The organism is Microtetraspora niveoalba (assembly GCF_001570405.1).
Classification (GTDB): Bacteria; Actinomycetota; Actinomycetes; order Streptosporangiales; family Streptosporangiaceae; genus Microtetraspora; species Microtetraspora niveoalba.
This window is the reverse complement of record NZ_BBYM01000050.1, coordinates 23058-49022: the sequence shown is the minus strand read 5'-3', so window position 1 is coordinate 49022 and position 25965 is coordinate 23058. Positions and strand designations below refer to the sequence as shown.

At 72.3% G+C, this 25965-nt stretch carries 20 protein-coding genes and 1 riboswitch; of the genes, 9 read left to right on the top strand and 11 right to left on the bottom strand.

What is annotated here, in order from left to right; translation table 11 throughout:
- Nucleotides 1-160: 160 nt before the first annotated feature.
- Nucleotides 161-370 carry a DUF2530 domain-containing protein gene (locus AWQ70_RS34555; RefSeq protein WP_157530811.1) on the top strand — a complete coding sequence of 70 codons (210 nt, stop codon included), beginning with the start codon at nucleotides 161-163 and terminating at the stop codon, nucleotides 368-370.
- Nucleotides 371-397: 27 nt separating this feature from the next.
- On the opposite strand, the gene AWQ70_RS34550 is transcribed toward AWQ70_RS34555, so the two are convergent.
- Both AWQ70_RS34550 and AWQ70_RS34545 read right to left on the bottom strand, forming a co-directional pair.
- The gene (locus AWQ70_RS34550; RefSeq protein ID WP_067185947.1) at nucleotides 398-3547 is read right to left on the bottom strand and encodes a sacsin N-terminal ATP-binding-like domain-containing protein; all 3150 of its coding nucleotides are present in this window, start codon (nucleotides 3545-3547) and stop codon (nucleotides 398-400) included.
- 119 nt (nucleotides 3548-3666) lie between these two features.
- Complete coding sequence (locus AWQ70_RS34545) at nucleotides 3667-4536, bottom strand: DUF3027 domain-containing protein (protein ID WP_067185944.1); 870 nt, start codon at nucleotides 4534-4536, stop codon at nucleotides 3667-3669.
- A gap of 89 nt (nucleotides 4537-4625) precedes the next feature.
- Here AWQ70_RS34545 and AWQ70_RS40755 point away from each other — a divergent pair, with 89 nt between their 5' ends.
- The gene (locus AWQ70_RS40755) at nucleotides 4626-6413 is read left to right on the top strand and encodes an MFS transporter (protein WP_169808787.1); all 1788 of its coding nucleotides are present in this window, start codon (nucleotides 4626-4628) and stop codon (nucleotides 6411-6413) included.
- 155 nt (nucleotides 6414-6568) lie between these two features.
- Here the strand turns inward: AWQ70_RS40755 and AWQ70_RS34535 are convergent, their stop codons facing one another.
- Together AWQ70_RS34535 and AWQ70_RS34530 are read right to left on the bottom strand one after the other, a co-directional pair.
- A complete protein-coding gene (locus AWQ70_RS34535; RefSeq protein ID WP_067185942.1) occupies nucleotides 6569-6967 on the bottom strand; it encodes a cold-shock protein in 399 nt (132 codons plus the stop codon).
- A gap of 88 nt (nucleotides 6968-7055) precedes the next feature.
- Nucleotides 7056-7658 carry an HAD family hydrolase gene (locus AWQ70_RS34530; protein ID WP_305071781.1) on the bottom strand — a complete coding sequence of 201 codons (603 nt, stop codon included), beginning with the start codon at nucleotides 7656-7658 and terminating at the stop codon, nucleotides 7056-7058.
- A gap of 252 nt (nucleotides 7659-7910) precedes the next feature.
- On the opposite strand from AWQ70_RS34530, the gene AWQ70_RS34525 reads away from it, so the two are divergent.
- The 5 genes from AWQ70_RS34525 to AWQ70_RS42190 all read left to right on the top strand — a co-directional run bounded on the left by AWQ70_RS34525 (nucleotide 7911) and on the right by AWQ70_RS42190 (nucleotide 16541).
- Nucleotides 7911-10439 (top strand): helicase C-terminal domain-containing protein, encoded by a 2529-nt coding sequence (locus AWQ70_RS34525; RefSeq protein ID WP_245647291.1) that lies wholly within the window; start codon nucleotides 7911-7913, stop codon nucleotides 10437-10439.
- A gap of 211 nt (nucleotides 10440-10650) precedes the next feature.
- Nucleotides 10651-11238, top strand: coding sequence for an MgtC/SapB family protein (locus tag AWQ70_RS40355; protein ID WP_176580233.1), 588 nt, complete (start codon nucleotides 10651-10653; stop codon nucleotides 11236-11238).
- 85 nt (nucleotides 11239-11323) lie between these two features.
- On the top strand, nucleotides 11324-12988 hold the full coding sequence (locus tag AWQ70_RS34515) for a DNA repair helicase XPB (protein WP_067185937.1): 1665 nt from the start codon (nucleotides 11324-11326) through the stop codon (nucleotides 12986-12988).
- Between the two features lie 463 nt (nucleotides 12989-13451).
- The gene (locus AWQ70_RS34510; protein ID WP_067185935.1) at nucleotides 13452-15473 is read left to right on the top strand and encodes a HelD family protein; all 2022 of its coding nucleotides are present in this window, start codon (nucleotides 13452-13454) and stop codon (nucleotides 15471-15473) included.
- A gap of 141 nt (nucleotides 15474-15614) precedes the next feature.
- Nucleotides 15615-16541: a DUF4190 domain-containing protein gene (locus AWQ70_RS42190; RefSeq protein ID WP_157530809.1), complete on the top strand. Its 927-nt coding sequence runs from the start codon at nucleotides 15615-15617 to the stop codon at nucleotides 16539-16541.
- 105 nt (nucleotides 16542-16646) lie between these two features.
- Here AWQ70_RS42190 and groL read toward each other — a convergent pair whose 3' ends face one another.
- The 5 genes from groL to AWQ70_RS34480 all read right to left on the bottom strand — a co-directional run bounded on the left by groL (nucleotide 16647) and on the right by AWQ70_RS34480 (nucleotide 21657).
- Nucleotides 16647-18272, bottom strand: coding sequence for a chaperonin GroEL (groL, locus tag AWQ70_RS34500; RefSeq protein WP_067185931.1), 1626 nt, complete (start codon nucleotides 18270-18272; stop codon nucleotides 16647-16649).
- Nucleotides 18273-18663: 391 nt separating this feature from the next.
- Nucleotides 18664-18867, bottom strand: a complete 204-nt coding sequence (locus tag AWQ70_RS34495) for a cold-shock protein (protein WP_061260793.1) — start codon at nucleotides 18865-18867, stop codon at nucleotides 18664-18666.
- Between the two features lie 360 nt (nucleotides 18868-19227).
- Complete coding sequence (locus AWQ70_RS34490) at nucleotides 19228-19503, bottom strand: MoaD/ThiS family protein (protein ID WP_067185929.1); 276 nt, start codon at nucleotides 19501-19503, stop codon at nucleotides 19228-19230.
- Nucleotides 19504-19540: 37 nt separating this feature from the next.
- Nucleotides 19541-20803 (bottom strand): threonine synthase, encoded by a 1263-nt coding sequence (gene thrC, locus AWQ70_RS34485; RefSeq protein WP_067185927.1) that lies wholly within the window; start codon nucleotides 20801-20803, stop codon nucleotides 19541-19543.
- 14 nt (nucleotides 20804-20817) lie between these two features.
- Nucleotides 20818-20957: riboswitch (SAM riboswitch) on the bottom strand.
- 148 nt (nucleotides 20958-21105) lie between these two features.
- Nucleotides 21106-21657 carry an RNA polymerase sigma factor gene (locus AWQ70_RS34480; protein WP_067185926.1) on the bottom strand — a complete coding sequence of 184 codons (552 nt, stop codon included), beginning with the start codon at nucleotides 21655-21657 and terminating at the stop codon, nucleotides 21106-21108.
- Nucleotides 21658-21758: 101 nt separating this feature from the next.
- On the opposite strand from AWQ70_RS34480, the gene AWQ70_RS34475 reads away from it, so the two are divergent.
- Both AWQ70_RS34475 and AWQ70_RS34470 read left to right on the top strand, forming a co-directional pair.
- A complete protein-coding gene (locus tag AWQ70_RS34475; protein ID WP_067185925.1) occupies nucleotides 21759-23186 on the top strand; it encodes an alpha,alpha-trehalose-phosphate synthase (UDP-forming) in 1428 nt (475 codons plus the stop codon).
- An 85-nt stretch (nucleotides 23187-23271) separates the two neighbouring features.
- Nucleotides 23272-24447: an MFS transporter gene (locus AWQ70_RS34470; protein WP_067185924.1), complete on the top strand. Its 1176-nt coding sequence runs from the start codon at nucleotides 23272-23274 to the stop codon at nucleotides 24445-24447.
- Here AWQ70_RS34470 and AWQ70_RS34465 read toward each other — a convergent pair.
- Together AWQ70_RS34465 and otsB are read right to left on the bottom strand one after the other, a co-directional pair.
- Nucleotides 24425-25036, bottom strand: a complete 612-nt coding sequence (locus AWQ70_RS34465) for a hypothetical protein (protein WP_157530805.1) — start codon at nucleotides 25034-25036, stop codon at nucleotides 24425-24427. The genes AWQ70_RS34470 and AWQ70_RS34465 overlap by 23 nt on opposite strands.
- Before the next feature lie 81 nt (nucleotides 25037-25117).
- Nucleotides 25118-25951: a trehalose-phosphatase gene (gene otsB / locus AWQ70_RS34460; RefSeq protein WP_067185920.1), complete on the bottom strand. Its 834-nt coding sequence runs from the start codon at nucleotides 25949-25951 to the stop codon at nucleotides 25118-25120.
- Nucleotides 25952-25965 lie beyond the last annotated feature (14 nt).

The following is a 25965-nucleotide window of genomic DNA, read 5'->3' as shown; positions in this document are numbered from 1 at the left end:
GATGCCTGTTCCGCTCTGTGACACAGTCCGAGCCTCCCGAACCCGGCGGGACCTGCGGAACCGTCCGCTCGCCCCCGCACTCTCACCTCCCGGGCCGCCGCCCCCGCACCGCCTTGGTCCGCCGTTTCTCTGATTTGCGGGGGCTTTAAGCTTGGGTCTCGTGAGCCAGCAGCCCCGGCCTGACCTCCAGCCGATCAGGACCAACGACACCGCGACCGTCCTCACCGGGACGGTGTTGTGGCTGGTCGCGCTGATCGTGCTCCTCATCGTGCGTCCGGAGGACACCCGGTGGTTGTGGACCTGCGCGGCGGGCGTCGGCCTCGGCCTGTTCGGCCTCGCCTACCTCCGCCGCCGCGACCGCCGCCGCTGACCCACCGGGCCCGCCCGGGAGCCCGGGTCAGGAGTCCAGATCCGCCTCGGCGAGCAGCAGCGGGACCCGCGCCGGATCGCGCAGGAGCGCCGCGACCGCGAGGCGGTCGCCCCACTGCCCGGACGCCCACGCCAACCCCCGGGCCAGCCCCTCCACCCCGGACGCGTGGACCTTCCCCTCGAAGAACCGCCACGGCGCCGGCCTGCCGTCCACCAGCAGCTCGCCGTGCTCGACGTACGTCGGCGGGGCGGTCGGCAGCAGCGAGCGCACCTCCTGGGGCACCGACCGCTCCTCCCCCGACGACGTGACCGCGCCGCTCACCAGCTCTCCCGCCAACGGCAGGTCGAGCAGCTCCGACAACGCCTCGGCCAGGTCGAACGGCGCGAGCACCAGCGGCCGGTCCGCCACCAGGTTGAGCAGGTCGGGCGCCTCGACCACCACCGGCTCCCCGGCGCCCTCGCTCCCTGCCACGGACCCGTCGTCCGGCCCGCCGAGGACGCGGCCGTCCTCGGCGTCCGCCACCACGACGGCCCCCTCCAGTACGGCCCGCACCGCCGACGGCGGGCGCACCCGGGCCGGGTCGACCGCCGCGAGGGCGACCCACAGGGCGCGAAGCTGGGCGCGGTCCACCTCGATCGAGGGGTCGGCCATCAGGTCCAGCAGCTCCTCGGGGCCGCCGTGCGACGCGAGCAGCTCGGCGAGGGACGAGCGGACGCCGATCATGGTGAGCGCGACCTCGTCCACCCCGGCGGGCGCGTCGCCGTACAGGCCGAACAGGAGCGGGTCGCCACCGGGGAGCCGCAGGGACGTGGGCCGCCTGCCGTCGAGCACGGGATGCGTGCTCAGCCACCACGAGGTGTACGACGGCACCTCGACGACGTCACCGGCGGCCAGCACGCGCAGCGGCTGCAGGGCGGCGCGCAGCGGCGGCCGGGACAGCAGCGCGAGCGCCGACGGCCAGTCCGCGACGTACTCCAGGTCGCGGACGGCGGAGAACTCCCGGGCGACGGGAGGCACGTCGAGCTCGGGCAGCAGGTCGAGGACCGCCTCCAGCCACTCGTCCTCCCGGTCGAGGTCGTGGTCGCACTCCTCGGGGTCGAGCAGCACGTCGGCGTCGTTCACCACGGCGAACCCGTCCAGCACGCCGGTCGCCGCCAGGACGTGCGAGCCGTACCGCTCCACCAGGTCGGGCGCGGCGACGCCGAACGGCACGTCCTGGTCGATCAGGGTGGCCAGCGCGCCGTCGGCCAGCAGCAGGTCGCCCGCCGGATACAGCTCGCCGTCCGCGCCGCGCAGCGCCAGCTCGGCCAGCCACGGGGCCTCGCCGGCCGACAGCCCGGCCGCCTCGACCAGCGCGAGCACGGCCTGCGCGACGGGTTCGGGCTCGGCGCTCTCCAGCGACTGGGTCACCGCCGCGTGCGTGAGCGGGTCCTCCAGGACGGTGCGCGGGGTGGCCTCGGCCGCCCCCAGCCGCAGCAGCAGCGGGTGGGCCGCGCCGGGATGGACGATCCGCAGGCCCAGCGGCGCCAGGACGGCCGGATCGAGCGGACCGGCCCCGTCGCCCGAGCCGCCGTCCAAGCCGCCCGAGCCGTTCGTCAGGACCAGGGTGCCGCGCGGCCCGCGCACCAGCCGGCCGTCCGCGAGCGGCACGGGAACCGCGCCGACCGCCTCGGGGTCGTCCGCGGGCAGCACCTCGTACAGCGACCGCCACCAGGCGGGATCGCGGTCCTTCACCGCGTCGCCGGAGAGCATGTCGATCACGTCGGCCAGCTCGACCCGGCGTACGCCGAGGGCCGCCAGGGCGGGGTGGCGGGCCGGCCACCCGGCGGGCAGCAGCCCGGGGACCATCTCGGCGACCGTGTCCAGGAACTCCGCCGGCCCGGCCACGACCCGGGCCTCCCGGCCCGGCACCAGCCACCCGGGACGGCCGTCCGGCAGCTCCACCCGGGGCGCGGGGGCGGTCTCGGCGCCGTCCGGCGCCTCCTCGGGAGCGGAGACGGCCGGCAACAGGGGGATGTCCGGAAGCCGCCGCAGGATGGCGTGGCGGATCCGCGCGTCCAGCTCGCCCTTGCCGATGAGCCCCGGCACCAGGTCGAGCAGCCGCGGCGTGCGCGGCAGCGACGCCAGCAGCTCGACGTACGCGTCGGCCGCCCGCTCCACGATGAAGTCGGCGAGCGGGCCGCGTGCGGCGTGCCGCCGGTCGGTGGCCATCGGCAGCGTGGCGATCAGCAGCGCGGGCAGGTCGAGCGGCTCGTCGCTCGGCGTCGGCGCGTGCACGACGGGCGGCACGTCCTCCGGCAGCGGGCGCGGCTCGCCGGACGCCCCCACCGGCACCGCCCAGCGGACCTGCCAGTACGGCCGGGCCCGCTCCTCGGTCGGCCGGTCGGCGAACAGCTCGGCCACCCGCTCCGGGCCGAAGGATCCGGACGCGGTGACGAAATGCCACCCGTCGGCGGAGATCACGCGGGTGGCGCCGTGCTCGCCGTGCTCCCCGTCCTCACCGTTCTCGCCGTCGAGCTCGATCTCGATCGTGGCCAGCGCCGGCATGGCCAGCGGCAGCGCCGGGCCGGCCTCGCGCAACATCCGGCGCACGGCCCGCTCGGCCGCCTCGTCCCGGAGCGGGAGCCGTACCAGCGTGTCGAAGCCGTCCGGCACGTCGGCCGGCTCGGCGGGGAAGGGCAGCCGGAGCAGGGGGACGTGCCCCTCCCGCCCGGTGAGCTCGGCGGCCAGCTCGGGCCGCTCGGCCACGAGGGCGGCGGTCTCCTCCCGGGACCAGCGCACGCCACCGGTCTTGCGTGAAGTGATCGACGGCGCGTCGCAGACCGACACCACGGCGGCGAAACCCACGCCGAACCGGCCGACGGCGCCCGTCTCGTCCTTCTTGCCGGACACGCGCAGCGTGGACAGGCCCTCCACGCCCTCCGCGTCCAGCGGGGCCCCGGTGTTGGCGGCGAGGAGGACGCCGTCGCGCAGGGTCAGCCGCAGGTGGCCGGGCGATCCGGCGCGCAGCGCGGCGTCCGCCGCGTTCTGCGCCAGCTCGACCACCAGCCGGTCCCGGTAGCCGCCGAGCGCGAAGTCCTCCTCCGCGTTGGCGTCCTCGCGGAACCGCGCCGGAGACGCCGTCCACGCCGCGAGAACCGTCTCGCGCATCCGCGCGGTGCCGAAGGAGTCGTTCATCTGTCGAGGCCCCCAGGTCCCTGATCTCGCCGCCATGTCCGGACGTACCTTAACCAACCCCACCGACACGGCTCGGTCTCAACGATCGGCACGCCCCGGGAGCCGCCCGGGAGCCGGGATCAGGAGTGGCCGAGGGGCTCGGAGCCGGACTCGTCCACGGAGCCCGCGGACTCGGCGGGGCCTCCGCCCGCGGTCGCGCCCCCGGCTCCGCCCGCGACCTCCTCCTGCGCCTCGGCGGGCAGCAGGTCGTATCCGAGGTCGTCGAGGATGGGCGGCGGCTGGTCCACGATCATCGAAGGCACGGTGGTCGCCTCGGAGTGGGCTCCGCACCCGTGGTCGGCGGCGACCACGCGCCCGTCGTCCGGGGCGTACTCGTTCGCGCAGACGCCGAACCCGAGCCGCAGCGCGCCCGCGAGCGGCCAGTAGAACCCGCAGGTGGAGCACTGGGCGGGGGCGGCGTGCGCGATGGGGCTGTGCGGGCCGGACTCGCCGGAGTGCCAGCGGCGCACCGCGAGATCACGCCCGAAGGACGAGAGGACGCGGGCCCTGCCCAGGCCGTACTCGAAGATCATCTGACGGTCGGCCTCGTCGTCGTCCGTGGCCGTGTATCCGGGGACGAGCCGGTCGTCGTCGGCCTCGGTCGGCAGCAGGTCGCCCACGCCGAGGTCGCCGGGCAGCAGGCGCCGGCTCCACGGGACCCAGCTCGGAGCGAGCAGCGCGCCCGATCCGGGCAGCAGCACGGTCTCGCTCACCGTCACGACACGCGCCCGCGACGCCCGGGCGACGGTCACCGCCCAGCGCCACCCCTTGTACGCTCGATCAAGGCACGCGAAGTAGTGCGTGACAACGCGGTCGCCCTCACTGTCGAAACCGAGATGCTCGCCCACCTCCGCCGGCCGGGCGACCTCCTCGGCGGCCTGGCGGGCCAGCTCGACGGCCGCGACACATGCCTGGTCCGCTGCGCTGCTTCGGGTTCGGGTGCGACTCACACTCCATTTTCACCCACTCCGGGAGCGGACGGCACCCTGATCAGTGGGTAAGACTGAAATTCCCCAGGGTGGGAAGGGAGTCGTTCTTCGTGGGGAATGCCTGGAACCGGCTGTGTCGTGCGACTCGTGCCACCGCGGAGGCCTCCCGGCGGGCGGGACGGTCCGCCGCGCACGCGGGCCGGCGGCTCGGCCGCGGCACCCGCACCGTCGGCAGGACGACCCGGAGGCTCGGGCAGGCGACCCGGAAACTCACGCACGCGCAGGGAGCCGGGCGCACCGGGCTCGGCCGCCTGATCGAGCTCACCTCCGCGCACTCGGCGGGCGACGCGTTCGTCACCGTGGCGCTGGCGGGAGCCCTGTTCTTCAAGTTGCCGGTCGGCCAGGCGCGCGGCCAGGTCGCGCTCTACCTCCTGGTCACGATGATCCCGTTCACCGTCGTCGCCCCCTTCGTGGGCCCTGTGCTGGACCGGTTCCGCTCCGGCCGCCGCTACGTCATGGCGGGGACGCTCTTCGCCCGGGGACTCCTGTGCTGGGGCATGGCGGCGGCGATCCGGCCGTCCGACGCGCTCACGCTCTTTCCGGCGGCCCTCGCCGTACTGGTCCTGTCGAAGGCGTACAACGTGTCCCGGGCGGCGATCATGCCGAGTGTGCTGCCCGCCGACATCACCCTGGTCGCGGCCAACGCCCGGGTGGCGCTGTTCGCGCTGGTCGCCGCGGGCGCCGCGGCGGCCGTCTCGACCGGCCTGACCGCCTGGGTGGGAGCCGACTGGGTCCTGCGCGGCACCACGGCGCTCTTCCTCGTCGCGGGAGTCGCGGCCGTACGGCTGCCGCGGCATGTCGACTCCCCGGACCTCGACGCCGATCTCGCGCCCGATCCCGACCCCTGTCCCGAGCCCGTCCCGGACGCCGGCCCCGATCGTCCGTACGCGGAGGCGCCGGACGGCCCGCACGCCGGCCGCGAAGATCACGAACGGGTCCGGGAGGGTCAGGAGGCCGGGGACGCGCCTCCTGGCGAGAACGGCCCGGCGGCACCCGGGAAGGCCGGGCCGGGCCCACGCTGGCGCGAGCTGATCCGGATGGGGCCCTTGGTCGGCGAGGCCATGTGGGCGAACACCGCGATCCGCGTACAGGCCGGATTCCTCGTCTTCTTCCTGCTCTTCCTCGTGCAGGACGGCAACATCCCGGGCCTCTCCCCGCATGTCACCCTCGGCCTGCTCGCCGTCGCCGCCGGTGGCGGCGGCTTCCTCGGGGCGGCGGTCGCCTCGTGGACGCGGTCGCGCTCTCCGCAGATCATCGTGCTCGGCACGCTCGTGCTGGCCACCGTCGCGACGATCGTCACGGCGGTCTTCTTCACGCTGTGGACGGCGGTCGTCGTGGCGCTGGTGGCGGCGTTCGCGCAGGGCCTCGGCAAACTGGCCCTTGACGCGATCGTGCAGCGGGAGATCGCCGAGGAGGTGCGGTCCTCCACGTTCGGGGTCACCGAGGCGCTGCTCCAGATCGCCTGGGTGTTCGGCGGGCTGGCCGGGCTGGTCATGTCGTTGTCCGGGCACGGCCCGGCCGGACTCGCGGTGGTCTCCACCGGACTCGCCGTCACGTTCGTCTGGCTTCTCGTCCGGCGGCGGGGCCGGCTCGCCGCCGCCGCGCGGCGGGTCGCCGACAACGGCGGAACGCCGCCCTCCGCGCCGAACGGCGAGGCGGCGGCTCCGCGGGACCGGAGCGCCGACGGCACGACAACGCAGGAGCCGGGCGACGAGGACCGTACGCCGCGGGAGCAGGTGTGGACGCCGCACGAGGACTCCGACATCACCCCCGTCGTCCCGCGCGAGCCGCTACGCCCCCGCCGGGACGACACCAAGCCCCTGACCAACCCCTATTAGCCCGCACCGGCGGTGGGTCCGGCCGGTGACAGACCTCCGCCCGGCCGGGACGGCGCCGCCGGACAGGACCGGGCGGCCGCGACCCGCCGGGCGGGAAGGGGTATCGGAGCCGGGGGTTCGGCCGAGCCGGACGAGGTCCGGCCGAACACGCGCCGTCAGCCGTCGATGTCGTCCGCGACCGCGCGCAGCACGCTCGCGACCTTCTTCGCGTGCGCGGAGTCCGGCTGCTTGCCCTTCTGGTAGGACGTCGAGATGTCGTCGAGAAGCTTGATCAGGTCCTCGACGATGACGACCATCTCATCCGGCTTCTTGCGCTTGCCCTTGGCGCGCGCGGCCCTGGCGAGGGTCGGCGGCTGTTCGAGGACCCGGACCGACAGAGCCTGCTGGCCGCGACGGCCCTCGGCCACTCCGAACTCGACCTTCTGCCCGGGCTTGAGCACGTCCACGCCCTTGGGCAGCGCCGATGAATGCACGAAAACCTCACCGCCGTCGTCGCGGGTGAGGAAGCCGAATCCCTTGTCGGCGTCGTACCACTTGACCTTGCCACTCGGCACAGGGGTGACCTCGTTCAGACTGTCGTGAAAGGAATGGATGTAGGTTATGCCCGCGAAGGGCGCCTGTGGACCGCCTGACGGCCGTGTTTTACGCGGATGCGGCGGCCCAGGAGTCGAACCACCCGGCGAAGTGGGTGAGGTCCTCCAGCACCACGTCAGCTCCATGATCGATCAGTTGGTCCGCCGTGAACGACCCGGTGGCGACCGCGACGCTCGTGGCTCCACCGGCACGCGCCGCCTCGATGTCGGCTACGTGATCTCCAACATATGCTCCGGCACCGAAACTCGCGAGGGCCTGTCCCTTGTCGGCCCCGAAGACGGATCCCACGATCTCGTCCACCTCGAAGCCCAGGGCCTCCACGGTGTGCCGGGCGTGGAGCGCGTTCTTGCCCGTGACCACGATGATCCGGCCGCCCGCGTCGCGCACGGCCGCGAGCGCCTCGCGCGCGCCGGGCATGATCCCCGTGGCGGGCAGCGCGATCGCCGGATACAGCTCCCGGTACAGCGCGACGGCCGCGGGCACCTCCTCCTCCGGCATCCAGTGGGCCAGCTCCACCTCCAGCGGCGGCCCCAGCCTGGAGACCACCACGTCCACATCGATGGGATAGGCCAGCCGGGGCAACATCGCCTCGTACACGGCGGCGATGGCGGCGCGCGTGTCCGCCAGGGTCAGGTCAAGGTCGAATCCCACCGAGTTCACCTGACAAAGGATGCCAAAGGCGACACTGTGCCGCATCGGCACCCGGCCCGGCCCGCCTGCCGGGCCCGCCCTGGTCACCGCCACGAGGACGCGGAACGGCTCCGGCGGTACGGCACGTCTGAGGTCACCCCGGCGGCGCTCCCCGGAGGCTCGGTCGAGGGGGCTCCCCTTCCGCCGCGGACACCGTACGACCGGCCTCCTTCACGGAGAATCACGCGCACGCGTACTCCTACGATGAGAAGGATGAGCGACGGGATGGGCGGTGACTTCACCGCGTGGCTGCGCGGCCGCGCGGACGAGCAGCTCCGTGCCCTCGTCACGGCCCGTCCGGAGCTCATCATGCCGGTGCCGCCGCACATGGAGGGGTTGGCGGCACGCGCCGCGACCCCGTCGGCGGTCGGCCGCGCGCTCGACCGGCTCGACCGGTTCCGCGTCTCCGTGGCCGAGACGCTGGCCTCGCGGCCCGGCCCGGTGGCGTACGAGGAGCTGAGATCGTCGCTCGTCCGCGCCCTCCCGCACCGGAGCCGTACGGAGGACAGGCGGCAGGCCGCGGCGCTGGCCACCGCGCTCCGGGAAGCCGTCGACCGGCTCAGGACGGCGTGCCTGATCTTCGGTCCGGACGAGGCGCTGCTGCCCGCGCCGGGCGTCAGGGAGGCCCTCGACCCGCCCGCGGGCCTCGGACCGCCCGCCGCCGAGGTGTTCCGGCACCACGCGCCCGAGTCACTCGCCGTCCTGCTCGCCGACATCGCCTCCGGGGGAACGGCCGCCGGGGAAGCCGGCACCGAAGCCGGTACGGGCCAGGACATGACGTTCATGACGGAGAGCGCGGCGACCGCCGGGGAAACCGGCCGGGCCGCCCCTCCCGTACGGCGGCTGGCCGCGTTGCTCGCCGAACCCGGCACCGTCGAACGGCTGATCGCCGAGGTGTCCCCGCAGGCGAGGGCCGCGCTGGACGAGCTGGCCTGGGGCCCGCCGAGCGGCCGGGTGGCCGGGGCCAGGCGCGAGGTCCGCGCCGCCACCGCGCGGTCGCCGATCGAGGAGTTGCTCGCACGCGGCCTCCTGGGGGCCACCGGCGAGGAGACCGTCACGCTGCCGCGCGAGGTGGCGCTGCACCTGCGCGGCGGCCGCCTCCACCGGGACCTGACCCCCGGCCCGCCCGACCTCGACGGGGTCGCCCGCGACCAGGCGCTCGCCGAGCGTACGGCCGCCGGACAGGCGTTCACCTTCGTCCGTACGGTCGAGGAGCTGTGCGAGCTCTGGAGCCACGACCCGCCGGGTGTCCTGCGCGCGGGCGGCCTCGCCGTACGGGATCTGAAGCGGACGGCGCAGCTCATGGACCTCCCCGAGTGGGCGGCCGGGCTCGTGGTCGAGGTCGCGCACGCGGCCGGGCTCGTCGCCTCCGGCGGTTCGGTCGACGGCGAGTGGCTGCCCACCTCCGCGTACGACGCCTGGCGGGTCAAGGCGACCGAGGACAGATGGGCGCTGCTCGCCTCCGCCTGGGCGGGCATGGACCGCGCCCCCGGCCTGATCGGAGAGCGCGACGAGCGCGACCGGCCGATCAACGCCCTGCACCCGGACCTGCGCCGGTCGGCCGCCTCCGAGGTACGGCTGCGCACGTTGTCGGTGCTCGCCGCGGCAGGTCCCGGCATCGCCCCGACGGCGGCGTCGGTGATCGGCCGTCTCGCCTGGGAGCAGCCGCGCCGCCGGGTCGCGCACCGCGACCGGCTGGCCGAGTTCACGCTGCGCGAGGCCGAGCACATCGGCGTCACCGGGCTCGGCGTCCTGTCCGGCCACGGGCGCGCGCTGCTGCGCGCCTTCCCGTCCTATGGCCCCGCGTACGCGCCGAAGAGCGGGACAGGGAGCGGGCCCGCGGAACTGCTGGCGCCGCTGCTGCCGGAGCCGGTGGACCGGGTGCTGCTGCAGGCCGACCTGACCGCCGTCGCGCCCGGGCCGCTCACCAGCGACCTCGGCCGCTGGCTCGCGCTGGCGGCGGACGTCGAGTCCAAGGGCGGCGCGACCGTGTACAGGTTCGGCGAGAACTCGATCCGCCGGGCGCTCGACGCCGGACAGGCGGCGGACGAGCTGCTCGCGATGCTCGAACGGCACTCGGCCACGCCGGTGCCGCAGCCGCTGCGCTACCTGGTCACCGATGTGGCGCGCAGGCACGGCCGGCTGCGCGTGGGTACGGCCTCCGCCTACATCCGCTGCGACGATCCGGCGGTCCTGGACGAGGTGGTGGCCGACCGGCGGGCGGCCGTGTTGCGCCTGCGCAGGCTCGCGCCGACCGTGCTCGCCTCCAAGACGTCACGGGCGACGTTGGTGGACGCGCTGCGGGCGATGGGGTACGCGCCCGTGGCCGAGTCGCTGGAGGGCGACGTGCTGGTGTCGCGGGCGGACGCGCGGCGCACCGAGGGCCAGCCGCTCACCCGCGCCGGGACCGCCGCCGGGCCCGACCCCGACATGGTGGCCGCCGCCGTACGCGCGATCAGGGCGGGCGACGACGCCCATCTCGCGCGGCGCGGCCCGTCGGACGCGCCGCGCGGGCAGGTGCCGCGCTCGCCCTCGACCGCGACGATCAGCGCCCTGCAGGAGGCGATCCGCCAGGGGACGCGGGTGTGGATCGGCTACCTCGACTCGCAGGGGCACGCCACCAGCCGCATCCTGGAGCCGGCCCGCATGGAGGGCGGCTATCTGACCGCGTACGACGAGACCCGGGCCGCCGTCCACCGATTCGCGTTGCACCGCATCACCGGCATCGCCGACGTGAACTAGCCGCCCGCCGGGCGGTTAAATCCGTTGCCGTCGGATGCCCGATTGGCGATGATCCGGCTGACCGATGAGGGCTGGATTGGCGACCGGTCCCTCGCGGTCGCCGCGCTCCCCGTTTCGATGCCGTCCTCAGCACCGGAGCGGGGAGCGCCATACCGTGATATCTCTGGACACCGACAATCTGGACCCCGACGCGACGAAGGATCGATCGACGGTGACGACCCCAGACCAGCCGGGCCAGAACCCCCAGGAGTGGCAGAGCCCGCAGAACCCGCAGAACCCGTACGGGACCGGGCCCCAGGCCGGGCAGCCCCACGCCGACCCCCAGTACGGCCAGCAGCAGTACGGACAGCAACAGTACGGTCAGGCGCCCTACGGCCAGCCGTACGGTCAGTCCTACGGGCAGCAGGACTACGGCCAGCAGCAGTACGGGCAACAGCAGTACGGACAGCAGGGCTACGGACAGCAGCAGCAGTACGGGCAGCAGGGTTACGGCGCGCCGTACGGCTCTCCCTACGGCCAGCCGCCGTACGGATATCCGCCGCGCCAGGAGGGGCCGCGCACCCACGCTATCGTGGCGCTCGTCATCAGCCTCGTGCTGGCGCTGAGCTGCTACGTCTCGCTGGGCGGCATCGCGGGCGCCATCCTGTCCGGCATCGCGCTCAGCAAGGTGGACACCGAGCCGGACTCCGCCCGGCGCCTGCTGAGGTGGACGTGGATCTCCATCGCCATCAACGTCGTCCTGCTCATCATCGGCTTCGGCGTGCTCATCTGGGCGGGCGTGAACGGCTATCTCGACTGACACGCCGCCCCCTAATCGGCGAACCCGGGAGTGATTCCGCTCGATCCCTTGTTTGATAGGCGGTAGCCGTACAAGGGAGCAGGCATTGAATGACGGACCGCTGATCGTTCAGTCGGACAAGACGCTGCTGCTCGAAGTGGACCACGAGCGGGCGGACGAGTGCCGCAAGGCGATCGCGCCCTTCGCCGAGCTGGAGCGCGCCCCCGAACACGTCCACACCTACCGGGTGACCCCGCTCGCGCTGTGGAACGCGCGGGCCGCCGGGCACGACGCCGAGCAGGTCGTGGACACGCTGATCGGGTTCAGCCGGTATCCCGTCCCGCACGCGCTCCTCGTGGACGTGGTCGAGACGATGGCCCGCTACGGGCGGCTCCGGCTGGAGAAGCACCCCACTCACGGCCTGGTGCTGACCAGCACCGACCGGGCGGTGCTCGAAGAGGTGCTGCGGTCCAAGAAGGTGCAGCCCCTGGTCGGCGAGCGGATCGACGCGGAGACCGTCGCCGTGCATCCCTCCGAGCGCGGCAACATCAAGCAGGTGCTGCTCAAGCTGGGCTGGCCGGCCGACGACCTCGCCGGCTACGTGGACGGCGAGCACCACCCCATCACGCTGGCCGAGGACGGCTGGACGCTCCGGTCGTACCAGAAGGAGGCGGCGGACGCCTTCTGGCACGGCGGCTCCGGCGTCGTCGTGCTGCCCTGCGGCGCGGGCAAGACGATCGTCGGCGCGGCGGCGATGGCGCACGCGCGGGCGACCACGCTCATCCTGGTCACCAACACGGTCTCCGCCCACCAGTGGAAGCAGGAGCTGATCAAGCGGACGTCGCTGACCGCCGACGAGATCGGCGAGTACACCGGCACGAAGAAGGAGATCCGGCCGGTCACCATCGCGACGTACCAGGTCATGACGACGAAGCGCCAGGGCGTGTACCGCCACCTGGAGCTGTTCGACGCCCGTGACTGGGGGCTCGTGGTGTACGACGAGGTCCACCTGCTGCCCGCGCCGATCTTCCGGATGACGGCCGACCTGCAGGCCCGCCGCCGGATCGGGCTGACCGCCACCCTGGTCCGCGAGGACGGCCGCGAGGGCGACGTGTTCTCGCTGATCGGCCCCAAGCGGTACGACGCGCCCTGGAAGGAGATGGAGAACCAGGGCTGGATCGCGCCGGCCGACTGCGTCGAGGTGCGCGTCACGCTGAGCGACGAGGAGCGGCTGGCGTACGCGATGTCGGAGGCCGAGGAGCGCTACCGCTTCTGCGCCACGACCCCGTCCAAGAACCGGATCGCCGAGGCTCTCGTACGGCGGCACGCGGGCGAGCAGGTGCTGGTCATCGGCCAGTACATCGACCAGCTCGACGAGCTGGGCGAGCACCTGGACGCCCCGGTGATCAAGGGTGAGACGCGGGTCCGCGAGCGTGAGCGTCTCTTCCAGGCGTTCCGCGACAAGGAGATCCAGGTGCTGGTCGTCTCGAAGGTCGCGAACTTCTCGATCGACCTGCCCGAGGCGTCCATCGCCATCCAGGTGTCCGGCACGTTCGGGTCCCGGCAGGAGGAGGCGCAGCGGCTCGGCCGCGTGCTCCGCCCGAAGGCCGACGGCGGCGGCGCCCGGTTCTACTCCGTGGTCAGCCGCGACACCGTCGACCAGGACTTCGCCGCCCATCGGCAGCGCTTCCTCGCGGAGCAGGGGTACTCGTACCAGATCGTCGACGCCGACGAGGTGCTGGCCGAGGGGGAGGAGGACCCGGCGAGGTGATCCTCGCCAGGGGTTCCTCGGCGTGGGACGGCGAACCGACCCGTTCGTGCGCGACTCCGGCCCGGTCGCCCGGGTCCGGTCACATCCTGTAGCGACCCAGGTCTGACGACCTGGGAGACAGGACCTAGGTCCAGGAGATACCTTCGGCTCGGGACAACCGCATCACCCCCTTGTACGCCGGCCGGGTGCCCATCACAACCGGTCGCGGCATACCCCATCATTAGTCCAAATCACGCGATTTACGCGGTTTTTTCGGCATTGATGCCATGCCGATTTGTTCGATTTCGCACGGTGTCGGGGTGCTTACAGGGAGATCATGGCGATGGCGGGCGAGCACCGCCGACACGGCCGCCCCCGGCCGGGAAAATCGGTTGGGAGCATATTCCGGCGCCAGTAGACTTCTGCGTTTCGCTACCCGCCGTCACCACACGGCGAACCACCACCGACCCGCGAGGAGTTTCGCATGCCCGGACACCAACTCGCCCCCGACATATCGGCGGCCGACGACGTGCTCGCCGCCGAACGCGCCCATCTCGCCCTCTCCCGCGCCGCCCTCAAGAAGATGCGGGACCACGCCGCGTCACTCTCCGCCGACGCGGCCGGCGACTGGGTCTCCCAGCAGGTGCTGCAGGCGCTGCTCGACCAGCGGGTGGCCGCCCTCGCCGACCATCCCGACACCCCGCTCTTCTTCGGCCGGCTCGACCGGTCGGCCGCCGACGACCTCCCCGACACGATCTACGTCGGCCGCAGGCACGTCCACGACGACGACAGCCGGGCCCTCGTGATCGACTGGCGGGCCCCCGTGTCCCGCGCGTTCTACCAAGCCGGCCCGGCCGACCCGATGGGCGTCGCGCTGCGCCGCCGCTTCGGCTACCAGGGCGGCTCGCTCACCGCGTACGAGGACGAACCCCTCGACGGCCGCGAGCTGGGACAGAGCAGGCTGCTCACCGAGGAGATCGAGCGCCCCCGCACCGGGCCCATGCGCGACATCGTCGCCACCATCCAGCCCGACCAGGACGAGATCGTCCGCTCCGACCTCGGCGTGACCGTCTGCGTGCAGGGGGCGCCGGGCACCGGGAAGACCGCCGTCGGCCTGCACCGCGCGGCCTACCTGCTCTTCACCCACCGCGAGCGGCTGACCAGATCCGGCGTGGTGATCGTCGGCCCGAACCGGGCGTTCCTCTCCTACATCTCCTCGGTGCTGCCCGCGCTGGGCGAGGTGAAGGTCGACCAGTCGACCGTGGCGGGCGTCCTCGGCGACCACGACCACCCCGAGGATCCGGCCGTGGCCGCGATCAAGGGTGACGCGCGCATGGCCGGCGTGCTCAGGCGCGCCCTCTGGCTGCACGTCACCAAACCCGAGGACGGCGTTCTCTACACCAAGGGCGTCAACCGCTACCGTGTGGCCGACCACGAGGTCCGCGAGATCGTCGCCGCGCTGCGCGGCACCACCCGCTACGGCCCGGGCCGTACGGCTCTCGCCCAGCGGCTGGCCAACGCGGTGCTCGTGCAGATGGAGCGCCGGGGCGAGTCGCCCGACGACCGGGTCCAGGACGCCGTGGCCAGGTCCCGCCCGGTGAAGCAGGTCCTGGACGCGGTGTGGCCGAAGCTCGCGCCCGAGCAGGTCCTGTTCCGGTTGTTGTCCGACCCGGAGTTCCTCGCCCGCGCCGCCAGATCCGACCTGTCGCCCGACGAGCAGGAGACGCTGATCTGGCGGAAGCCGTACCGGTCATACAAGTCGGCGCGATGGACGGCGGCGGACGGCGCCCTCCTCGACGAGCTGGGCGACCTCATCGAACGCACCCCCTCGCACGGCCACGTCGTGGTGGACGAGGCCCAGGACCTCTCCGCGATGCAGTTGCGCGCGCTCGGACGGCGCTGCCGCAACGGCTCGGCGACCATCCTCGGCGACATCGCCCAGGGCACCACCCCCTGGTCCGCCCGCTCGTGGAAGGACGTGCTCGATCACCTCGGCCAGCCGTCCGGCGAGGTCACCGAGCTGACGCTGGGCTTCCGCGTGCCGCGCGAGGTGCTCGACTACGCCGCGCGCCTGCTCCCCTCCGTGGCGCCCGAGCTCGCCGTTCCGCGCTCGCTGCGCCCCGGCGCCGGCTCCCTGTCCGTACGGCGGGCGTCCGACATTCGCGCGGAGATCGTCCGGGCGGCCGCGGAAGCCCTCGCCCACCCCGGCTCCGTCGGCGTGATCGTCGCCGACGCCGCCGTTCCCGAGACGTCGGCCGCCCTGACGGAGAGCGGAGTGGACCACGCCGTTCTCGGCCCCGACTCGACCGGCGACCACCGGCTGCTCGTCATCCCGGCCGGCCTCGCGAAGGGCCTCGAGTACGACCACGTCATCGTCGCCGAGCCCGCCGACATCGTCGCGGCCGAGGAGCGCGGCCTCGCCCGGCTGTACGTGGTCCTCACCCGGGCCGTCACGTCATTGACCGTCATCCACGAAAAGGACCTCCCCGCCGAACTGGCCGGATAGCTCCCATACGCGTGGACCGAAAAGCCCCCCGACACGTTCGGGGGGCCGCGCCCTGACACGTTCGGGGGGCCGCACCCTGACCGCACGTCATGACATTTACCGCTTGCTGCTGACAAGGGCGGCAGGCCACCATGTGGTGCCGTGAACGAATCTCCCCCGGGCCCCCCTTCCACCTCGGGCGGCCCGCATCCCCCAGCCCCCGATCCGGCCGGCATGGCGGCCGGTCCCGGTGGCGGCCACCCGCCCGCCCCCGATCCGGGTTCTCCTTATCCCCCGACGTATCCCCCGGGGTCCGGTGCTCCGGGTTCCGGCTGGGCCCCGTACGGCCCGCCGCCCCAGGGTGCCCCGTACGGCCAGGGCACCCCGTACGGCCAGGGCTCCCAGTACGGCCAGGGCTCCCAGTACGGCCAGGGGGCGCCGTACGGCCAGGGGCCGTACACGTCCGGGCCCCATCCCCCCTACGGCGGTCGCCCGGCGAGAACGAACGGCCTCGCCGTGGTCTCGCTCGTCTTCGGGATCCTCGGCGGCCTGCCGGTCGCCGTCGTCTCGGGCATCGTCGCGCTGGTGCAGATCAGGAAGCGGGGCGAGCAGGGGCGCGGGCTCGCCATCGCGGGACTCGCCGTCTCCGGCGTATGGGTGCTGGTGATCGGCGCCGTCATCGCGATCAGCGCGGTGGCGTCGGTGCAGCGCGACGACTCCGGCACGATCACGGCGGGCGGCCTCATGAGCGTCAACGACCTGCGGAAGGGCGACTGCCTCAACGGCGTCGCCGACGGCAAGCTGTCCCGCGTCATCACCGCCACGTCCTGCTCCGAGCCGCACGACGCCGAAGTGATCACCCAGTTCGTCCTGGCCGACTCGTGGCCCGGCGCGAAGGCGGCGGAGGACAAGGCCACGTCCGAGTGCGAGACACGGCTCGCGCGGATCCTGTCGGACAGCCCGATGATCGACCGGCTGGCCAGCTTCATCCTGTACCCGCCCAACGCCGCCTCGTGGAAACAGGACCCGTCCGTCAAATGCCTGGTGGTCGACGTGAACGGCGGCAAGCTCACCCGGAAGGCCGGCTGAGCCGCCGGGGAACCCAGGCCCGGCGGATCGGGCCGGCACGCAGAGAAGGGCGGCTCCCCGAGGGGAACCGCCCTTCTCTGTGACGAGCAGGCTCGGAAGTCCGGCTCAGAAGTCCATGTCGCCGCCGCCGGGCATGGCGGGAGCGGCCGCGGCCTTCTCGGGCTTCTCGGCGATGACGGCCTCGGTGGTCAGGAACAGAGCCGCGATGGAGGCGGCGTTCTGCAGCGCGGAGCGCGTCACCTTGGCCGGGTCGATGATGCCCGACTCGAACATGTTGACGTACTCGCCGGAGGCCGCGTTGAGGCCCTCACCCGGGGTGAGGTTGCGCACCTTCTCGACCACGACGCCGCCCTCGAGGCCGGCGTTCACGGCGATCTGCTTCAGCGGCTCCTCGAGCGCCTTGCGGACGATCGCGGCACCGGTGGCCTCGTCGCCGTTCAGCTCCAGCTTGTCGAACGCCTTGGCGCCGGCCTGCAGCAGGGCCACGCCACCGCCGGGGACGATGCCCTCCTCGACGGCCGCCTTCGCGTTGCGGACGGCGTCCTCGATGCGGTGCTTGCGCTCCTTCAGCTCGACCTCGGTGGCCGCGCCGGCCTTGATGACGGCGACGCCGCCGGCCAGCTTGGCGAGGCGCTCCTGGAGCTTCTCGCGGTCGTAGTCGGAGTCGGTGTTGTCGATCTCGGCGCGGATCTGGTTCACCCGGCCGGCGATCTGCTCGGCGTCACCGGCGCCGTCCACGATCGTGGTCTCGTCCTTGGTGATGACGACCTTGCGGGCCTTGCCGAGCAGGTCGAGGGTGGCGTTCTCGAGCTTGAGACCGACCTCCTCGCTGATGACCTGGCCACCGGTGAGGATGGCGATGTCGCCCAGCATGGCCTTGCGGCGGTCACCGAAGCCCGGAGCCTTGACGGCAACGGACTTGAACAGGCCGCGGATCTTGTTGACGACCAGGGTGGCCAGGGCCTCGCCCTCGACGTCCTCGGCGATGATGACCAGCGGCTTGCCGGCCTGCACGACCTTGTCGAGCAGCGGCAGCAGGTCCTTGTTGGCCGAGACCTTGGAGTTGACGATGAGGATGTAGGGGTCCTCGAAGACCGCCTCCATGCGCTCCGGGTCGGTGACGAAGTAGCCCGAGATGTAGCCCTTGTCGAAGCGCATACCCTCGGTGAGCTCGAGCTCCAGGCCGAAGGCGTTGCTCTCCTCGACGGTGATGACGCCTTCCTTGCCGACCTTGTCCATCGCCTCGGCGATCATCTCGCCGATCTGGGCGTCGCCGGCGGAGATGGTGGCCGTGGAGGCGATCTGCTCCTTGGTCTCCACGTCCTTGGCCAGCTTGGAGAGCTCCTCGCTGACGCGCTCGACGGCGGCCTCGATGCCCTTCTTCAGGGACATCGGGTTGGCGCCGGCGGCGACGTTGCGCAGGCCCTCGCGTACCAGCGCCTGGGCGAGCACGGTGGCGGTGGTGGTGCCGTCACCCGCGACGTCGTCGGTCTTCTTGGCGACTTCCTTGACGAGCTCGGCCCCGATCTTCTCCCACGGGTCCTCGAGCTCGATCTCCTTGGCGATGGAGACACCGTCGTTGGTGATGGTGGGGGCGCCCCACTTCTTCTCCAGAACGACGTTGCGGCCCTTGGGGCCGAGAGTCACCTTCACGGCGTCGGCGAGCTGGTTCATACCGCGCTCGAGACCGCGCCGGGCGTCCTCGTCAAACGCGATCATTTTGGCTGCCATAAGGCTAGACCTCCCAGTTGCAGGGTGGCTTGCGAGGACCGAGCCGACGCCCGCGACGGCATCCGGGCCCGCTTTCCCTTCGCGGACCCCATCGCCTCGATCCCTGGTGTTTCTGTCACTCTCGACATCAGAGTGCCAACGAACTGTTTAGCACTCTACCCATGTGAGTGCAAGCCGCAACGGGCCTGAGCTGGCCGCATCACTTTTTCGCACGTCGCGCATCATGGATCTACCCGGCCTGTACGGATCGTCCCGCGTGCGCCGCCGCCTCCCTCCCACCGTCCCGAGCTCAAGCGGGGCCCGGGAACGCGAGAGGCCCGGCTCGCCCCACACGAACCGGGCCCCGCGCGCCGGTGCTCCGCCGAAGCACCGGCCATACGCCGCCTCGGGATCAGACGACGGTCCGCACGCCTTCCGCCTGCGGCCCCTTCTGCCCCTGCGTGATGTCGAACTCCACCCGTTGCCCCTGCTCCAGGGCCTTGTAACCGTCCATCATGATTGCCGAGTAATGGACGAACACGTCCTTACCACCGTCTACCGCGATGAAGCCGTAGCCCTTGTCCGCGTTGAACCACTTGACGGTGCCCTGCGCCACTTTCCGACTCCTCTTGCTGGGCTGGAGATCACGCCCATTCCCGCGCGATCCGTAACGCCGATCTCAATGCTTACGCCGAGACCAGTGCTGACCGCCGACACCGAAGAGGCCCCCGGTTACGTCGATCGTCCTCGACCATACCCGTGTCAAGCCGTAGGGCAACAGAGTCAATCCCCAAACTACTTCTTGGCGTTCGCTCAAAGCGGGATCAGGACAATATTCGGTTAACCATTGGTTAGTTGAGAATTGCACTAAACGCCATGTGGTCCACATAATGCACCATTAGCCATAACCGCACGTCAAACATGCGAACACCCACGTACCGGGCATGGCACGTGGGTGTCGTGAGGGTGTGCGGGGTCAGCCGCCGGCGACCGCGGGGATCACCGAGATCTGAACGCCGTCGGGGGTCGCCGTGTCCAGACCCTCGACGAAACGGACGTCCTCTTCTCCGACATAGACGTTGACAAAACGCCGGATCTTGCCCGTCTCGTCGAGGATGCGGGCGCCGATACCGGGATAGTCCGCGTCGAGCTTCTGCAGGACCTCGCGAAGCGTTCCGCCTTCACCGGTCACCTCCGCGACTCCGCCCGTGTACGTGCGAAGAATCGTCGGAATCCGCACAGATACACTCATTTTTCGCTCGCTTTCGTTGCTTGTGGGTAAAACGCGGTCAGTTGGCGAAAGCCGTACGGAATGCCGCGAGAGAGGGACGGATGACCGCGGCCGGCCGGGCCTCGGCCGCGACGGCGTCCAGCGTCTTCAGCCCGTCGCCGGTGTTGAGCACGACGGTCTCGGCCTCGGGGTCGAGCAGGCCGTTCTCGGTGAGCTTGCGCAACACGCCGACGGTCACCCCGCCCGCCGTCTCGGCGAAGATGCCCTCGGTGCGGGCCAGCAGGCGGATGGCCTCGACCACCTCGCCGTCGGTCACGTCCTCGACCGCGCCGCCGGTGCGGCGCGCGATGTCCAGCACGTACGGCCCGTCGGCCGGGTTGCCGATCGCCAGCGACTTGGCGATCGTGTCCGGCTTCACCGGCTGGACCACGTCGTGCCCGGCCTTGTACGCGCCGGAGACCGGCGAGCAGCCCTGGGCCTGGGCGCCGAAGACGCGATAGGGCTTGTCCTCGACCAGGCCCAGCTTGATGAGCTCGCGGAAGCCCTTGTCGATCTTGGTGAGCTGGGACCCGGAGGCCACCGGGATCACGATCTGGTCGGGAATGCGCCAGCCGAGCTGCTCGGCGATCTCGTACGCCAGGGTCTTGGACCCCTCGGCGTAGTAGGGCCGGAGGTTGACGTTGACGAAGCCCCACTTCTCGCCCAGCTCGTCGCCGATCAGCTCGGAGCAGAACCGGTTGACCTCGTCGTACGTGCCGTCGATGGCGACCAGGCGGCCGCCGTAGACGGAGGCCATGGTGATCTTGGCCGCTTCGAGGTCGGAGGGGATGAACACGCACGAGTCGAGCCCGGCGCGGGCCGCCGCCGCGCCGACGGCGCCGGCGAGGTTGCCCGTGGAGGAGCAGGAGAGGGTGTGGAAGCCGAAGGTGCGCGCCGCCTCCAGGGCGATCGCCACCACGCGGTCCTTGAAGGAGTGGGTGGGGTTGCCCGAGTCGTCCTTGACGTACAGCGAGCGGAGGCCCAGCTCGGCGGCGAGGGTGTCGGCCTTGACCAGCTTGGTCCAGCCCGGCTGGAGGTTGGGCCGGCTCTCGACGTTGACGGGGACGGGGAGGAGCTTGCGGTATCGCCAGATGTTGCTCGGACCGGCCGCGATCTCCTCGCGGGTCACCGGGCCGAAGTCGTACGCCACCTCAAGTGGCCCGAAACACTCGACACAGGCGAAGATCGGGCCGAGGTCGTAACGTGCGCCGCACTCGCGGCAGGAAAGGGCGGAGGCGGGACCGAAGTCGAGAGCGGTGTCTGCAGTGCTTGCGAGCGCCATGAAGCGAGGCCTTTCCCTCATCTTCGCTCGTGGCCACCCTGGTCACGAGCCGGAATTGGCACCTGTCCCGGCCGGCCTCGTGGTCACGAGCACGGACACCGGGAGGGTTGCCGGGGCTTCGCAGGGCCGGTCCCTCCACCCCTCTGGATGAGCAATGTTCAGTTGTGTCTCCCGCGGGCATGCCGCGGGTCACGCCCCGCTTGATCATCGGCGGGACGTTCCCTAGCACTGTACCTTGTCGTCCCCGGTGTCCGATCCGACGTCTCACTATCTGAGACCAGAAGCGTTGCCAGGTAAGACGATCAGCCGTACGCCTCGCCCAGGGCCGTCTGCACGTACTTGCGCGCCTGATGGATGCGGGACTTGGCGGTGCCAAGCGGGATGCGCAGCTGCTCGGCCACCTCCGCGTAGTCGAGCTGGCAGATGTCGCGCAGCACCAGCGCCTGCGCGAGGTCCGGCTTCTCCGCCTCCAGCGCCTCCATCGCGTCCAGCAGGTCGAGCCGCGACCCGGCGATCACGCTGACCCGGCGCGGGTCGGGACGCTGCTCCGGCAGCTCCTCCGCCTGCTCGGACGACCGCCGCTTCAGCGAGCGGTACGTGGTGCGGGCGCAGTTCGCGGTCACGATGTGCAGCCAGGTGCTGAACTTGGCCCGGCCCTCGAACCTGCCGATGTTGCGGGCCACCGCGAGCAGGGTGTCCTGCGCGGCCTCCTCCGCGTCCTGCCGGTACGGCAGCAGCCGCTCGCAGTGCCGCAGCACGTCCGGCTCGATCCTGCGCAGCAGCTCACCGAGGGATCGGTGATCGCCCTGGGCGGCCGATCGGGCCAGTTCCTCGGTCGTCTCGTCCAGTGCCATCTCTGTTCTCATCCCGCCTCGTGGGGGCGCACGCGGTTCCCTGACATCCTATTGGCGACGATCGCGATTTTCGCCGGTCCGGCCCGGTAGGGTCGGCTGTGATGAGCAGCAACGTGCTGATCGCCTCCAACCGGGGGCCGGTCTCGTTCACCCTGTCGGACGACGGCGCGCTCACCATGCGCCGCGGCGGCGGCGGACTCGTCTCCGGCCTGTCCGAGGCGTTCAAGGGCTCGGACATGCTCTGGGTCTGCGCGGCGCTCTCCGACGGCGACCGCGGCGCGGTGCGGCTCGCGCCCGGCGGGCGGCTCGACCAGGCGGGGTACGACACCGGACGGCTGCGGATGCTGGACATCCCCCCGACGACCTTCCACCGGGCCTACAACGCGATCGCGAACTCGACCCTGTGGTTCGTCAACCACCTGCTCTACAACACCCCGACCAGCCCGCACTTCGACCGGCGCTTCCGGCGCGAGTGGGCCTCCTACCAGGAGTACAACGGCGCGTTCGCGCTCGCGCTGGCCGAGGAGGCCGCGCACGGCGCCAAGGTGGCGATCCAGGACTACCACCTCACGCTGGCCCCGGCCATGCTGCGGGTCGAACGGCCCGACGTGCGGATCGCCCACTTCTCGCACACGCCGTGGGCTCCGCCCGAGTACTTCTCGCTCCTGCCCGACGACGTCGCCGCCGAGGTGCTGTGCGGCATCCTGGGGGCCGACCACGCCGGGTTCCTCACCGCCCGCTGGGCGGACGCGTTCATGGACTGCTGCGCCGCGATCCTGGGCGCGCGGGTGGACCGGGCCGGCCGCACGGTCACGTACGAGGGCCGGACGACGCGCGTCGGCGTGCACGCGCTCGGCGTGGACGGCGAGGCCCTGCGGGCCAGGGCGGCCGAGCCGGACGTCGAGTCGCACATGACCGCGCTCAAGCAGCAGGTGGGCGACCGGCGGCTGATCGTCCGCATCGACCGCACCGAGCTGTCCAAGAACATCGTCCGCGGCCTGATGGCCTACCGGGAGTTCCTGGCCGAGCACCCCGAGTGGCACGGCAAGGTGGTCCACCTCGCCTTCGCCTACCCGTCCCGCCACGACCTGCCGGAGTACCGCGAGTACACGGCCGCCGTGCAGCGCTGCGCCAAGGAGATCGAGGACGCGTACGCGACCGAGGACTGGGACCCGCTCATCCTCAACGTGCACGACGACTATCCCCGCTCGCTCGCGGCGTACCGGCTGGCCGACGTGCTGCTGGTCAACCCGATCCGCGACGGCATGAACCTGGTCGCCAAGGAGGGCCCGCTCCTGTCGCCCCGGTGCGCGCTCGTGCTCTCGCGGGAGGCGGGGGCCGCCGCCGAGCTCGGCGCCGACTCGCTGCTGGTCAACCCCTTCGACGTCTCGGGTACGGCGGCCGCGCTGCACGAGGCGCTGGTCATGCCGGAGGACGAGCGGGCGGAGCGGTGCGCGCGGCTGCGCGTCGCGGCCACCGCGCTCCCCCCGCGATCGTGGCTCGCGGAGCAGCTCGCCGCTCTGTCCTGACTGCCCACCGCTGAGGCCACTGTCCGCCTTTGATCTCGGGTGGTACGGTCTGCCTGCGTTCGGGATGAAAGCGGGGGATCAGCGCGTGACCACCGTCGCGGCGGCCAGGCTCTCCAGGGACCGGCCCACCTGGCTGATCTACCTCCAGCTCGCCACCTTCGCCACGTACCTCTACGGGCTCTCGGCCGCGCTTCCCACGCTCAGGGCGGAGCTCGGCCTCTCCCAGGCCGCCGCAGGGCTGCACGGCACCGCCATAGCGGTCGGCGGCATCGCCGCCGGGTTGTCCCTGCCCGCGCTGACGGCGCGGTTCGGGCGGCGGGCCGTCACGTGGGGCGGGCTCGCGGGCATGAACGCCGGCATGGTCACCGTGGCGCTCGGCCACGCGCTCCCCGTGACGCTGCTCGGCTATCTGCTGGCCGGCGGCGCGTCCTCGGTGGCCCTCTACGCCGCGATGGCCGTGCTCAGCGACCACCACGGCCCCGCCGGGCCCGCCGCGATCAGCGAGGCCAACGCCGTCGGGGTGACGGCCGGCATCGCCGTCTCGTACTTGTTCAGCCTGGCGGCCGGGTCCGCGCTCGGGTGGCGCTCCGCGCTCTACGTGCCCGTCGTCGCGACCGCGATCCTCGCCCTGACCATGCGCCGGGTGTGGGTGCCCGCCCCGCCTCCGGCCCCGGAACAGGCGCCGGAGCCGCCCGCCGGCGCACGGCGGGCGCCGTACGGCCGGCGGTTCCACGTCGCGGGCGCGGTCCTGCTGTGCTGCGTGGCCCTGGAGTTCACGTTCAACCTGTGGGCCGCCGAGCTGCTCGCCCAGCGGACCGGCCTGACGGCGGCCGAGGCGGCGACCGGGCTGACCGCGATGCTGGCCGGGGTCGCCGCCGGACGGTTCGGCGGCGCCCGGCTGGCGCTGCGCCATCCCGCGTCGGCCGTGCTGCTCGGCGCGCTCGCCGTGACCCTGGCCGGGTGGGCGATCTTCTGGACCAGCTCGGCGGCGCCGGCGGCCTACGCCGGGCTGGCGCTGAGCGGCCTCGGCATCTCGGTCCACTTCCCGATGGCCCTGTCCCGGGTCATCGACGCGTCGGGCGGCCGTCCCGACATGGCGTCCGGGGCCGCGTCGATCTGGGGCAGCGTCGGCTCCGGAGGCGGGCCGTTCGTCCTCGGAGCGCTGGGCGACGGGTTCGGCACGCACACGGCCTTCCTGCTCGTGCCCGCGCTGATCCTGCTGGCCTGCGGCGGGATCCTCAGCTCCAGGTCGCCTTCCTGAGGATCGCCGGCAGGCCCGGGGTCTTCCACTGGTCGACGAACAGGATCTTCGACGTGGGCAGGAACCACTCGCGCTGGGTGAAGCGTCGTCCCTTGTTCTTGTGCGACGTGGGAGAGACGCACCTGGCCGACCAGGCGCGATAGTGCGCCTTGTGGCCGCGGCCGACCTGGGCCAGCCCCTTGTCCGCGAGGGTCATCTGGCCGAGCCACAACTTCTTGTCGTACGGGCAGGGGCCGACGTCGCTGGCCGGATAGAAGGGTTCGTCCGGCGTGTACGCGTCGAAGTGCTCGTGCCCGACCTTGATCGCCTCGGGGCCCATGACCCAGAAGCTGCGGCATCCCGAGTCGCGGAAGCCGAACCGGGAGGTGCCCGCCGTCGGGCACGCGCCGGTCACGACCCGGGTCCAGTCCTTGTCGACCTTGTACACCTTCCAGGCCGTGGGGATCCGCAACGTCAGGCCCGCGCGCAGGCGCAGCTCCTTGGTGCCCTGCGCTGTGCCCTGCGCGGAGGCGGACGCGGCCGAGGGGAGGGACAGTGCGGCGACTCCGGCGAGCCCGGCCGCGACCATCGCGATCGCTCTTTTATCCATGACCGGAAAGCGTAGGTGTGAGCACTTGCAGTTCGATTTAAGGCGGTTCGCCGGCCGTCCAGCGCGTGCGCGCGCGGTACGTCAGCCGATCCGGGACGCGAGCGCGCCGAGGAACCGTACGACGCCCTCAGGGCCGTCCACGACGGCGTCGGCGTGCTCGACCAGCCGGGTGACCTCGGCGGAGCCGCTGCACACCCGCACCCCCGGGACGCCGGAGGCCGCCACCGCGTCGAAGGCCGCGATGTCGCCCAGGTCGTCCCCGAAGAACATGACGGACCGGGCCGCGCGCTCGGCGAGGAACGCGCGCAGAGCCTTCCCCTTGTCCATGCCGGGCGGCCGGAGCTCCAGGACCAGCCGTCCCGGCTCGACGATCAGTCCGGACGCGGCGGCCAGCTTCGCCACCGGCTCGGCGAGCGCCAGCAGCGCCCCCTCGGGGTCGGCGGCCGTACGGGTGTGCACGGCCACCCCCCGTCCCTTGTCCTCGATCAGGACGCCGTCGAAGGGCCGCGTGATCGCGGGCAGCTCGGCCCGTACGCGGTCGAGACCGGGCGGCGGGGGCGGCGCGGTGACCTCGCCGCGCTCCCATCGCTCCATGCCGTAGTGGCCGAGGACGACCAGCCCCGGCACGTCGGCGAGGGACGGGCCGCCGGACGCCTCGCCGAGGGCGAGCGCCTGGAGGGGCGGGCGGCCGGTCACGATCACGACCGAGCGCACCAGCTCGCCGAGCCGTACGAGCACGGCGGGGGCGGCGGGGTGGATCCGGGCGGACGCCGGGTCGGACACGATGGGCGACAACGTGCCGTCGAAGTCGAGGCCGATCACCGCCCCGGAGGGGTCGGCGTGCACGGCGGCCAGCCCGGCGCGCCCGGTCTCGGTCCTGATCAGCGCCTCGACGGGCGTCGTCTCATCTGACATGACGGGCTACATAC

Coding starts and splice junctions, on each gene's coding strand:
- AWQ70_RS34550 (WP_067185947.1), bottom strand. CDS start 3,547: ATGAACGACTCCTTCGGCACCGCGCGGATGCGCGAGACGGTTCTCGCG.
- AWQ70_RS34525 (WP_245647291.1), top strand. CDS start 7,911: ATGAGCGACGGGATGGGCGGTGACTTCACCGCGTGGCTGCGCGGCCGC.
- AWQ70_RS34510 (WP_067185935.1), top strand. CDS start 13,452: ATGCCCGGACACCAACTCGCCCCCGACATATCGGCGGCCGACGACGTG.
- groL (WP_067185931.1), bottom strand. CDS start 18,272: ATGGCAGCCAAAATGATCGCGTTTGACGAGGACGCCCGGCGCGGTCTC.
- AWQ70_RS34490 (WP_067185929.1), bottom strand. CDS start 19,503: ATGAGTGTATCTGTGCGGATTCCGACGATTCTTCGCACGTACACGGGC.
- thrC (WP_067185927.1), bottom strand. CDS start 20,803: ATGGCGCTCGCAAGCACTGCAGACACCGCTCTCGACTTCGGTCCCGCC.
- AWQ70_RS34480 (WP_067185926.1), bottom strand. CDS start 21,657: ATGGCACTGGACGAGACGACCGAGGAACTGGCCCGATCGGCCGCCCAG.
- AWQ70_RS34475 (WP_067185925.1), top strand. CDS start 21,759: ATGAGCAGCAACGTGCTGATCGCCTCCAACCGGGGGCCGGTCTCGTTC.
- AWQ70_RS34465 (WP_157530805.1), bottom strand. CDS start 25,036: ATGGATAAAAGAGCGATCGCGATGGTCGCGGCCGGGCTCGCCGGAGTC.
- otsB (WP_067185920.1), bottom strand. CDS start 25,951: ATGTCAGATGAGACGACGCCCGTCGAGGCGCTGATCAGGACCGAGACC.